This window comes from Blautia sp. CAG:237, assembly GCF_000436615.1.
Lineage (GTDB): Bacteria > Bacillota > Clostridia > Lachnospirales > Lachnospiraceae > Blautia_A > Blautia_A intestinihominis.
In genome coordinates this window covers 19,262-31,216 of the sequence record NZ_FR886771.1, presented here as the reverse complement: position 1 = coordinate 31,216, position 11,955 = coordinate 19,262, and the positions used below count along the sequence as shown (strand labels likewise).

The following is an 11,955-nucleotide window of genomic DNA, read 5'->3' as shown; positions in this document are numbered from 1 at the left end:
GCCCCGCAGCGAATGCTGCGGGGCTCCGATTTTTATGATTTTTTATTCGTAAATTCCATTCACAGTAACATCAAATACTGCTTCTTTTCCATTAAGCTCATCCACACCATAATCATCCGGGAAGGTTACGGTTACTTCTACTTCATCTCCTGGGTGAGCACCTACGAGCTGATCTTCAAAGTTATCAATATAGCTTCCAGAACCGATCACAAGGTCTGTTCCCTTTCCATCAGTGCTTCCACGATCGAATGCTGTACCATCGATCTTACCAACATAATCAATGTTTACAGTATCTCCGTCTTTGACTGTCAGAGATGTGTCTGTGCTGTAGGAAGGTGCTTCCGTAGCTTCTGGTGTTGTTGTTGCACTTGCTGCCTCAGTAGCTTCCGGTGTTGTTGTAGCACTTGCTGCCTCTGTAACTTCTGGAGTCTCAGTAGCGTCTGCCTCCGGTGTCTCTGTTACCTCAGTATCTTCTGTTGTATCAGCAGCTTCCTCGGTCGGCTCCGGTGTTGCGGTTGGCTGATTATATTTATGGTTATCTGTTACTTTGAGAGTCTTGAGAACTTTCTTCTCTTCTTTGATATCTGCATCTTCCATCCACTTGTCAGTAGTCTCTGTATACAGATCCTGCTCTCTTGTAGAAATGATAGACTCTTTCTTGGTCTCTGTTGCTTCTTCATCGTTTTTCTGATTCAGTTTTACAACATAGTATGCTGTATCTGTTTCGATCACGTCCGGAGCAACTTCTCCATCATCGAGTGTTCTGAGGACTTTGATCACTTCATCCGGATAAGTACTGCTGGATGTACTGCTGTCTTCCTCAGAATCCTCATTCTCGGAATCTTCATCATCACTGGTATCATTTGCATCAAAAGTACCTTCCAGTGAAGAATAAGAATCATCTACAGATTTGGCGATCTCATCGAAATCTCCCTCTGGATCCTTGGTCAGTTCATCCTGGATCTTCTGTGCATCTTCTTTCTTCTGCTTAATCTCATCATCGCTTAAATCTGCTGTGCTGATACTTACATAACTGAAAGAAGACTGCTGTGCTTCCTCATCAGAAACATCCTTGTCTACATCTGCAATGATCGGATCATGAATTCTCTGTTTGTATGTCTCAAGTTCCAGGAAGGTTTTGACCTGATCTTCTGTAACTGCCAGGTCTGCAATTGCCTCATCAGAGTTTGCTTCCATAAAGGAAGCGGCTGCTTCTTCGATTGCTTTCTCATCATCATCTGTCAGTTCTACATCATAATCAGCTGCTTTTTCTTTCATGATGTACATAAGTTCTACGTCTTCGAGGGCCTGTTCTACAAGCTGTTCACCATAGGTCTTGCCTTTCTCTGCTTCTGTATCCCAGATATCAAAATCAGAGCCGCCCATATAACTTCTGTACATAGCTTCTGTCTGCATCTGACCGTCTCTGACAGAAAGGCTTACAACGCCCAGCGGGATCTCTGTTCCATCTACTGTAGCAACCGTCTTGCTTCCGTCTAATTTCTTCTCACCGCATCCGGTAAGCATTCCTGCAGCCATAATGCCTGCCATAGCAACAACGGCTGTTTTTTTTGTCATTTCCTTCATATTTTCCTCCATGATTACCTGAATTCAATAGTATGAGTATAAACTTTTTTCCCCTTCAGGGCAAGGATTATCCATAAGAAACGCTGTTTTTTCACAAAATAGACACGTTTCGTTCCTGACTGACTTTACTCCTCCACCAGTTTCTCCAGTTCATTCAGAAAATCCGTAAGTGCTGTCAGAAGATTTCCGACCGGTGTCAGAATAAATTTCGGTTCCTGCTCATTCTTGAACTGAAGTCCGCGTCTGTATTTCTGCATCAGTTCCGGGAAGCCTGCCGGATTCAGTTTCGCACGCTCATACAAAGTGATCTTCAGATCTTTGCCCATCTGCTTGATCTCCGTCACATAGCTTCTGTGTGCAAGAGCTTTGATCCGGGCAATCGTCAGAAGGTTCAGCACTGCCTTCGGCGGCTCTCCAAATCGATCCAGAAGTTCCTCCAGCATATCATCATAATCCTGCGTTGTCTCAATCCCTGCTGTCCTCTTGTAGATGTCCAGTTTCTGGTACTCATTGCTGATATAGGTATCCGGAATAAAGGCATCCATATTCAGATCGATCGTTGTTTCAAAGTCCTCCATCGTGTGGATTCCCTTTGCCTCCTTGACCGCCTCACTGAGCATCTTGCAGTAGAGATCATATCCGACAGCATTCATATGTCCGTGCTGCTCCGCACCAAGAAGATTACCTGCACCACGAAGTTCCAGGTCCCTCATCGCGATCTTGAATCCACTTCCGAGGTCTGTATACTCACGAATCGCAGACAGTCGTTTCTCTGCTGTCTCTTTGAGCATCGTATTCCTTCGGTACATCAGAAATGCATATGCGGTACGGTTGGAACGTCCGATCCTTCCTCGAAGCTGATACAGCTGTGACAATCCATAACGGTCTGAGTCATGGATGATCATGGTATTTACATTTGAAATATCAAGCCCCGTCTCTATGATCGTTGTGGAAACAAGCACATCGATCTCACCATTGATAAACGCATACATAACCGATTCCAGTTCTCTCTCACTCATCTGTCCATGCGCAAAATCAATCCGCGCATCCGGGATCAGTTTGGAAAGACGCGCCGCCACATCCGCAATATCATTGACTCTGTTGTATACATAATAAACCTGACCGCCCCTTCGGAGCTCTCGGTTGATTGCCTCACGGACAGTCTCTTCATCGTACTCCATAACATAAGTCTGGATCGGAACGCGGTCCATCGGTGGCTCCTCCAGAACACTCATGTCACGGATCCCTATCATACTCATATGAAGTGTTCGTGGAATCGGCGTTGCCGTCAGTGTCAGTACATCAACGTCTTTCTTGAGCTGCTTGATCTTTTCCTTATGGACAACGCCAAAACGCTGTTCCTCGTCAATGATCAGCAGACCAAGGTTTTTGAAAGTGACATCTTTTGACAGGACTCTGTGTGTTCCTACAATTATGTCAACCTGTCCTTTTTTGAGATCACTGATCGTCTTCTGCTGCTGAGAAGGTGTACGGAAACGGCACAGAAGATCCACACGTACCGGAAACTCATTCATACGCTGTACAAAGGTGTTATAGACCTGCTGTGCAAGAATGGTAGTAGGTACCAGGTAAACGACCTGCCGGCTCTCCTGCACGGCTTTAAACGCCGCACGAAGCGCAACCTCTGTCTTGCCATATCCAACGTCTCCGCACACAAGACGATCCATGATCTTGGTACTTTCCATATCTTTCTTGGTGTCCTCAATCGCAGCAAGCTGATCTTCAGTTTCCTCATACGGGAACATTTCTTCAAACTCTCTCTGCCATACAGTATCCGGACCGCATACATACCCTTCTTTTTCCTGGCGGACCGCATAAAGTTCCACCAGTTCTTTCGCGATATTCTGGACTGCACCTTTCACTCTGGATTTTGTCTTTTTCCATTCCTGACCGCCAAGACGGTTCAGCTTCGGCGGTTTTGCAGTCTCCGATCCCGCATATTTCTGAAGCGCATCAAGCTGTGTTGCAAGGATATACAGATTACTGCCGTTGCGGTATTCGATCTTGATATAATCTTTTGCAACTTTATCCACCGCAACCTTCTCAATACCACGGTAGATTCCCAGCCCATGTTTTTCATGAACTACAAAATCTCCAATCGAAAGTTCCGAGAAATCCTGAATACGTTTTCCATTGTATTCTTTCTTTTTCTTACGCTTCTTCTGCTCTTTTCCAAAAATGTCAGTTTCTGTGATAATCGCAAATTTGATAAACGGATATTCAAATCCCTTACGTGCATGACCATAAGCGACCATGATCTCGCCCGGTTCCAGCACACGGTCAAAATCCTGTCCGTAAAAAGCACTTAATCCCTCATCCTGCAGATCCTTCGCAAGACGCTCCGCTCTTGTCCTTGAACCGGAAAGAAGCACGATCTGATATCCCTGTTTCTTGTACTGTCGGAGATCTTTGACGAGAAGTTCAAAACTACTCTGATAAGAACTCATGGATTTGACTGTCAGGTTAAACTGCTCTGTAATCTTCCAGTCTGCCCTCTTTGGTTCCATCAGTGATACAGAAATGCAGTTTCGATTATTCAGCTTGTGATTCAGATCTTCCCATCTGCACATCCAGTTCTGGGAAATATTTTCTTCACCTTTCTGCTGACGGTTTTCACAGCTCTGACGAAATTCCTCTTCTACTGCTCTGGCATTTTCCTCCAGGCGGTTCGGCTCATCAAGAAAAACAAGACTGTTTTTTTCTGCAAAATAATCAAGAAAAGAAACGCCGCCCTTTTCTGCCGGCTGTTCTGTCGCCGGATAGATCATGATCTCGTCAAGATTTTCCAGGGAACGCTGGCTCTGTGAGTCAAACGTACGGATCGAGTCGATCTCATCTCCCCAGAGTTCGATCCTCCACGGATTTTCTTCGGTAAGGGAATAAATATCCACAATGCCGCCCCGGACAGAAAACTGTCCCGGCATTTCCACCTGACCTACACGCTCATAACCCATATGCACAAGCGCATCTTTGAGTTTATCCATATCCAGCGTACTGTCATTTCGAAAATGGATCAGCTGTTTTTCTATTTTGTCAAGCGGCTGAAGATAATCCATACATCCGTCTATACTCGTGACAACAGTGATGTTTTCTTTCTGTTCCAGCAGAGCTTTGATCACACGCATTCTCTGGCGGAGCAGAAGGTTTCCATGAATATCTGCCTGAAAAAAGAGCAGATCTTTCGCCGGATAGTAATATACATTCTTATCATAAAAACGATAATCCTCGTACAGTTCCTTCGCAGCTTTCTCATCTTCTGCCAAAATCAGGTGAGATGTAAAAAGCCCGGAAAGCCCATATATTAAATGAGCTTTCTGGGACTCCATACAACCACTTATCTCCAGTATTCCACGATTACTTTTTGCTTTTGTATAAATTGCTTCCATCTCTGCAAGATTTTGCAGAGGATGCAAAAATGTTTTCATACAACCCCCGGTTTCTTGTTGAATTCATTCATGGCGGCATCCGGGCCATCGGACAGGATCAGTTCCACTGCCTTACATGCACGGTCCTGCGCCTCATCAACGAGTTTGCGGTCTTCACTTCCAAATCTTCCAAGAACATAATCCGCAAGATCCCAGCCCTGCGGCTTGGCACCTACACCGACTTTGATACGCACAAATTTCTGTGTACCGAGCTCCTGAATGATATTTTTGATTCCATTATGCCCTCCGGCACTTCCCTTCTTGCGGATACGAAGCTGGCCCGGATCCAGATCGATGTCATCATAGATCACGATCATCTCTGTTTCCGGGTCAATTTTGAAGTAGTTTGCCATCTCCCGGACCGGACCTCCGCTGAGATTCATATAGGACAGAGGTTTCATCAGGAGAGCAGGCTGCCCTCCGATGATCCCCTTGCCGTACATGGCATTAAACTTCACACCGCCCTGTGGGATCTGGTATTCTTCTACCAGTTTGTCAATCACATCAAATCCCATGTTGTGGCGTGTCGCTTCATACTGCCTTCCGGGATTTCCCAAACCTACGATCAAGTACATTCAAATTTCCTCGCTTAATTAAAGTAAACCATTTCATCTGCCAGTGGCTCGCAGATTTCTACATGATCTGCGTAGAGAACGACACCTTCTTCTCCCTGGTACTCGTTTCTCTTCTCTATAGCAACTTTTGCAGTGACTTCTACCCATGATCCCGGGGCCAGTTTCGGCGCATAAGCACTCTTGCATACATAGCCAAGGAATGTTGTGTCATCTGCACAGCAGGTCATTGCGGTACGTCCCGGAACAAAGAATTTGCTTCCCATTCCGCGCGGTTTCATGACTCTTGCTTTGAATTTGACGGTTTTTCCTTCGTAATTTTCCGGATGGTCCATTGCATCTACAAACCAGATACCATAATCTTCCGGCAGGATGTCAATGACCGGTGCATCCATATCGAATGGCATCTCATCCTGGAAAATATCTCCCATCTCGCCTTCTTCATCCTCAAAGATGACTTCTGCTCTCTGGTTCGCAACCTTGATCCCACGACGGTAAGTCGGCAGCGGATCGTCTTCTTTGCAGCGGTTGAAAATAACCATGTCAGTATTTTTTATCATGTCCATAAAAATGGATTTCATGTTTGCCATATACATCTGGAAAGTGCTGGCATCTACGCAGGTAATCTGCTGTTCTACGCCCCATCCTTCCGGAAGCTGCATTTTTTCGAAATTGCTTACCAGCCACATTCCATTATATTCGATGATAACACGTTCAGGCTGATGAAGGATACTCATTGCTACCAGTCTCTCAGTAGTGAATTCTTCTTCACTTTCGATGATCTCTACAACTGTATTATTTTTTTTGAGTGCAGCCTCATCGTATTCTTCTTCTCCTTCTTCGCAGAGGATCAGAAGGGTCTTTCCATCAATGTGGAAATAATCCTGCTGGAGAGTAAAATTCAGGAAAGAAGTCTTTCCACTTTCAAGGAAACCTGTCATTAAATAAATCGGCACTTTGATTTCTTCCATAGTCTGTATGATCCTCCGTTATTACAGGCCAAAAAGCTCAGCCAGTTTGTCCTCGTTGAGTTTGGAACCGATTACGCAGAGACGTCCTGTATATTCCGGTGCCCCGCTGCGGATCTCTGTTTCTTCCGGAACCATATCAAAGTAGATCCATGTTCCGTCTTCTGCCGGAAGCATTCCTTTCGCACGAAGGATGATTCCATATTCTTCTGTCTCAGACAGTGTCTCAAGGATCTTTTCAAGATTTTCTCTTGTGTATTTCTTAATTGTCTCACGGCCCCAGCTTGTGAAAACTTCGTCTGCATGATGATGGTGATGATGATCATGTCCGCAGCCGCATTCTTCATGGTCGTGATCGTGATGATGATCGTGGTCATGATCATGTCCGCAGCCACACTCTTCATGGTCATGGTCGTGATGATGGTGCTCATGTTCCTCGTGATCGTGGTCATGGTCATGTCCGCAGCCACATTCTTCATGGTCATGGTCGTGATGATGGTGCTCATGTTCCTCATGATCGTGGTCATGATGATGTTCATGCTCCTCGTGATCATGGTCATGATGGTGATGTCCATGCTCGTGAACATGTCCGCATTCCGGGCAAACTTCTTCTTCCATCATTTCCTGCTCCAGAGATACCGGATGTTCCATAACTTCCAGGATCTTTGCACCTTCCAGTTTCTCGATCGGTGTGGTGATGATTGCTGCCTTCGGGTTGATCTCACGAAGAAGCTCCATTGCAGCCTGTGCTTTTGCTTCATCTACGATATCGGTACGGCTCATGATGATCGCACCTGCATATTCAACCTGGTTATTGAAAAATTCACCAAAGTTTCTCATATACATTTTGCATTTCTTTGCATCTACAACAGTTGTGTAGCTGTTAAGAACCAGTCCTGTCTCTTCTGCAACACCCTGAACTGCTTTGATAACATCTGACAGTTTGCCGACACCTGATGGCTCGATCAGGATTCTATCCGGATGATATTTGCTGATAACTTCCTTAAGGGATGCACCAAAATCGCCAACCAGTGAGCAGCAGATACAGCCGGAGTTCATCTCACGGATCTCAATTCCTGCTTCTTTAAGGAATCCACCGTCAATACCGATTTCACCAAATTCGTTCTCGATCAGTACAACCTGCTCACCTTTGAAAGCATCTTTGAGAAGTTTTTTGATCAGTGTTGTTTTACCGGCTCCAAGGAAACCGGAGATAATATCAATTTTTGTTCTTTCCATGATATATGCATGTCCTTTCTTATTTCGATTGTTTCATTAAGCTAACTCATAACGTAGCTTGACCAGGAAGTGCATGCACCCCCTGGTTAAATTTACCTTTTAATATGGTAATGGGGACATGAACCAGTCACGCCCCCACTGCATTTATTGTCTGATCAGCCGTTGATCATGAAGTTCAGAAGTTTATCAATGTCTTCTTTCTCGTAAGCAACGATCTCAAGTTCCGGGATCTCTCCGCCTGAGAAGATGTTTGCCAGAGATACATACTGGGATAATTTGGATTTGAGGTTCAGCCTGTCTCCCTCACCTGTTACAAGTTCTACTCTGCCTGTGCAGCTATCTACTACTTCGAAAAATTTCTCAACGTCTTTAATATTGGATACTTTCATCTTAGTTCTCCTTTCGAGATTTTATTATCAATTCCTATTTACTTTGTAATTCGCGCTCAGTATAAACCATATTTCCTGAAATTGCAAGACCTTTTACAACAAAATTTAGTATGTAAAAACAGCAATTCCATATGCAGGAAGCGGATATGCAAAAGAGAATTCTCTGTGGTCGCACTCCTGTGCTTCTGCCTTGAATACCTTCGGTTTGTCCAGAAGTCCATGCTCATCCATGATAAGTTTGTACTGTTTTTTCTTCGGAACGCCAACACGATAATCCGGACGTTCTACCGGTGTATAGTTTACTACAAACAGGAGGTTATTTCTCTTGGTCGGTGATTTACGAACCAGGCTGAAAATGCTTCTGTCTGCATCGTCTGCATTGATCCATTCAAATCCTTCTGGATCATTGTCACCTGCATACAGTGCAGGATATTTCTTATACATATGAAACAATGTCTTGACAAAATTCTGGAGATCCTTGTGGTTGTCCTCTTTAAGAAGATACCAGTCAAGTTCTCTCTCCTCACTCCACTCACGAAGCTGTCCGAAGTCCTGACCCATAAACAGAAGTTTCTTGCCCGGATGGAAGATCATAAACGCATATGCTGCCTTAAGGTTCTTGAATTTGTCATCCGGATATCCCGGCATCTTGTTCAGCATGGAACACTTAAGATGTACGACCTCATCATGTGAAATGACAAGTACATATCTCTCACTGTATGCATATGTCATTGAGAAAGTCATCTTATTGTGATCGCCCTTACGGAAATATGGATCCAGTTTCATGTATTCCAGGAAATCATTCATCCAGCCCATGTTCCATTTCAGTGAGAATCCAAGACCATTGTCCTCTGCTTTACCTGTAACCTGCGGCCATGCGGTAGACTCCTCTGCGATCATAACCGTACCGTGGTTTCTTCCAAGTACAACGGTATTCAGATGTTTGAAGAATTCTATTGCTTCAAGGTTCTTGTTATCACCGTACTTATTGGCAACCCACTCGCCATCTTTCTTGCCATAATCCAGATAGAGCATAGATGCAACTGCATCTACACGGAGGCCGTCTACATGGCATTCCTCGATCCAGTACAGTGCGTTGGCGATCAGGAAGTTCTTGACTTCCGGACGTCCGTAATTGTAGATCTTGGTTCCCCAGTCAGGATGCTCACCCTGTCTCGGGTCTTCATGCTCATAGACAGCAGTTCCATCGAAATTGGCAAGTCCATGTGCATCCTTCGGGAAATGAGCCGGAACCCAGTCGAGTATAACACCGATCTTGTTTCTGTGCAGGTAATCCACCATATATTTGAAATCCTGTGCAGTACCATACCTGGAAGTCGGTGCATAATATCCTGTTACCTGATATCCCCAGGATCCGTCAAATGGATGCTCTGCAATTCCCATAAGTTCTACATGAGTATATCCCATCTCTTTGACATAGGCCGCCAGTTCATGTGCAAATTCACGGTAATTATAAAATCCCGGATCATCCTCATTCTCTGCCGGATGTTTCTTCCAGGAACCCGGATGTACTTCATAGATTGCCATCGGTTCACGTTTCTCGTCAAATTCCGGACGCTTCTTCATCCAGGTGGTATCTTTCCATTTGTAATCCGTAATGTCTGTAATTCTTGATGCCGTTCCCGGTCTGAGTTCTGCTTCATTTGCGTATGGATCTGCCTTATAAAGTTCTTCTCCATGATATCCGACAATAAAGAATTTGTACAGATCTCCAACTTTGGCACCCGGAACAAAGATCTCATATACTCCGATCTCACCGACTCTGTTCATTGGATTTGCCTGATTATCCCAGTTATTAAAATCACCGATTACAGAAACATATCTTGCATTCGGTGCCCAGACTGCAAAATAGACACCCTTCTTGCGATGCTGTGTGGTAGGATGAGCTCCTAATTTCTTATAGATGTCGTAATGAGTTCCCTGCCCGAACAGATACTGATCCAGTTCTGTAAACTGCATTTTCTCTCCCATCCAGAAATTCCTCCCTTAATTCAAAATTGAGCAGGCTGAAAATATAGAGTCCTGTCTGTGCAGTATATGATTATCGGTAATCTGCACATTTTACTCCTCTTATTCAAGCCAATTTATAGACATATTATACCAATCCAGACTGTTTACGTCAATTAAAAGTATGTCCTGTTACTACAATCTCCCTACAAAAAAATGAGGGCAGAACTGTTATTTCTGTTCTGTCCTCATTTGTATTTCTTATTTAGTATGTATCGTACGAATCGTCGCCGGAATCCTCATCATAGTAGTCTCCAGAATCATCGTATCCAGAGTCTCCACTGTCTCCCGAGTCATCATAACTGGAGCTGTCATCGCCAGAGTCATAATCTTCTGAATCACTTCCATCTCCTGAAGAGCCGTCTCCGCCGGAATCCCCAGAACTGCTGTCACTGCTGCCATCAGAAGAATCTCCATCGGAAGAACTTCCGTCACTGACATCAGTACTGTCTGTAGAACTGTCGTCTGTAGATTCAGTGTCCGCAGAACTCTCAGATCCATCTGATGCATCGCTTCCATCTGTAGAATCCGTATTACCGTTATATCCCGGAACCGTTCCTGCCTGAAGCTGGCTGTCCCAGAACTGTGAGTATGTCGTATTCTGTAATGTTACATTCTTGGCTGCTGCCAGTTCACTGACTGTCATCAGTTTATAGCCCTGTGAAACCAGATCCGGTATCAGTTTCAATGCTGCCTGAACGGAAGGTTCATGAATATCATGCATCAGTATGATTGTACCATCTGTCAGATCGCCATTCATAACGGCATCATAATCTGCTGTTGCATCCATCAGCTTCCAGTCTTCTGTATCAAGAGACCACATGAAGAACGGCTTCTGTACTGCATCATAGATATCCTGATTGGCTGCTCCATAAGGTGCCCTGGCTACCGTTGCTGCCTGTCCGCAGGCCTGTACAAGTGCATCGTCTGTCTTCTGGAATTCTGTGACAACATCATCAATCGACATATTTGTTAAAGTCTGACTTGGATGATCCCAGGTATGGTTACCGATCTCACATCCAAGATCGACCATCCTCTGTACGGTTGATTCCCAGGAACCTACATTCTGTCCTACCATGAAGAATGTCGCATGTGCATTATTCGCTTCCAGACAATCCAAAAGTTCATCTGTATATTCTCCAGGACCATCATCAAAGGTAAGTGCAATTCGTGGTTTATGTGTATTTGGATCATATGTACCGTCATCATTGAAGTAATAATCATCAAATCCAACGCTTATCCATCCTGTCTGAATGTAACCATTCTCATCAAAATAATAGGTGGAACCATCTATTTCCTGCATACCTCCGGCAAAATAAGTGCCATCTGCATTCTGATACCATTTACCATTTTCATTTTCATTCCATCCAATAGACATCTGCGATGCCTTTGCCAGATCATTCTTGAGTGGATATCTTGCCGCTGAATTGACTGCTGATGTCGTCGTTGTATCCGCCGTGCTATCTGTTCCGTCTGAAACTGTATCGGACTTCACATTCGTCTGATCAGTTTCTGCCTGAACCTGTGCCGGTTTATCAACACTCTTTCCACCGATTCTGTTGACAACGGGGATCAGAATTCCCCTTATAACAAATATAACTACGAGAATGACTGCAATAACATATGCGCCCAGGCGCATCATCTTACGTCTTCTCATCTGTTGCTGCTTTTTGCGTATTCGTTCACGCAATACTTTCTTATCCATGATTTCCACCTGCTGTATTTT

Annotated in this window: 8 protein-coding genes; all 8 read right to left on the bottom strand. The window is 44.5% G+C overall.

Going from position 1 to position 11,955, the window contains the following annotated elements:
• Positions 1-42: 42 nt before the first annotated feature.
• The 8 genes from QZL69_RS13360 to QZL69_RS13325 all read right to left on the bottom strand — a co-directional run bounded on the left by QZL69_RS13360 (position 43) and on the right by QZL69_RS13325 (position 11,934).
• Positions 43-1,587 (bottom strand): peptidylprolyl isomerase, encoded by a 1,545-nt coding sequence (locus tag QZL69_RS13360; RefSeq protein ID WP_022215693.1) that lies wholly within the window; start codon positions 1,585-1,587, stop codon positions 43-45.
• Positions 1,588-1,712: 125 nt separating this feature from the next.
• Complete coding sequence (mfd, locus tag QZL69_RS13355; RefSeq protein WP_022215692.1) at positions 1,713-5,033, bottom strand: transcription-repair coupling factor; 3,321 nt, start codon at positions 5,031-5,033, stop codon at positions 1,713-1,715.
• Complete coding sequence (pth, locus tag QZL69_RS13350) at positions 5,030-5,608, bottom strand: aminoacyl-tRNA hydrolase (RefSeq protein WP_022215691.1); 579 nt, start codon at positions 5,606-5,608, stop codon at positions 5,030-5,032. The genes mfd and pth overlap by 4 nt, the downstream gene beginning before the upstream one ends.
• 14 nt (positions 5,609-5,622) lie before the next feature.
• On the bottom strand, positions 5,623-6,576 hold the full coding sequence (locus QZL69_RS13345) for a TIGR03943 family putative permease subunit (protein WP_022215690.1): 954 nt from the start codon (positions 6,574-6,576) through the stop codon (positions 5,623-5,625).
• A gap of 21 nt (positions 6,577-6,597) precedes the next feature.
• The gene (locus tag QZL69_RS13340) at positions 6,598-7,812 is read right to left on the bottom strand and encodes a CobW family GTP-binding protein (protein WP_022215689.1); all 1,215 of its coding nucleotides are present in this window, start codon (positions 7,810-7,812) and stop codon (positions 6,598-6,600) included.
• 155 nt (positions 7,813-7,967) lie between these two features.
• Entirely contained in the window at positions 7,968-8,201 is a 234-nt protein-coding gene (locus QZL69_RS13335; protein WP_022215688.1) for a hypothetical protein, read from the bottom strand.
• Between the two features lie 105 nt (positions 8,202-8,306).
• Positions 8,307-10,193, bottom strand: coding sequence for a 1,4-alpha-glucan branching protein GlgB (gene glgB, locus QZL69_RS13330; protein WP_022215687.1), 1,887 nt, complete (start codon positions 10,191-10,193; stop codon positions 8,307-8,309).
• Positions 10,194-10,434: 241 nt separating this feature from the next.
• The gene (locus QZL69_RS13325; RefSeq protein WP_022215686.1) at positions 10,435-11,934 is read right to left on the bottom strand and encodes a polysaccharide deacetylase family protein; all 1,500 of its coding nucleotides are present in this window, start codon (positions 11,932-11,934) and stop codon (positions 10,435-10,437) included.
• Positions 11,935-11,955 lie beyond the last annotated feature (21 nt).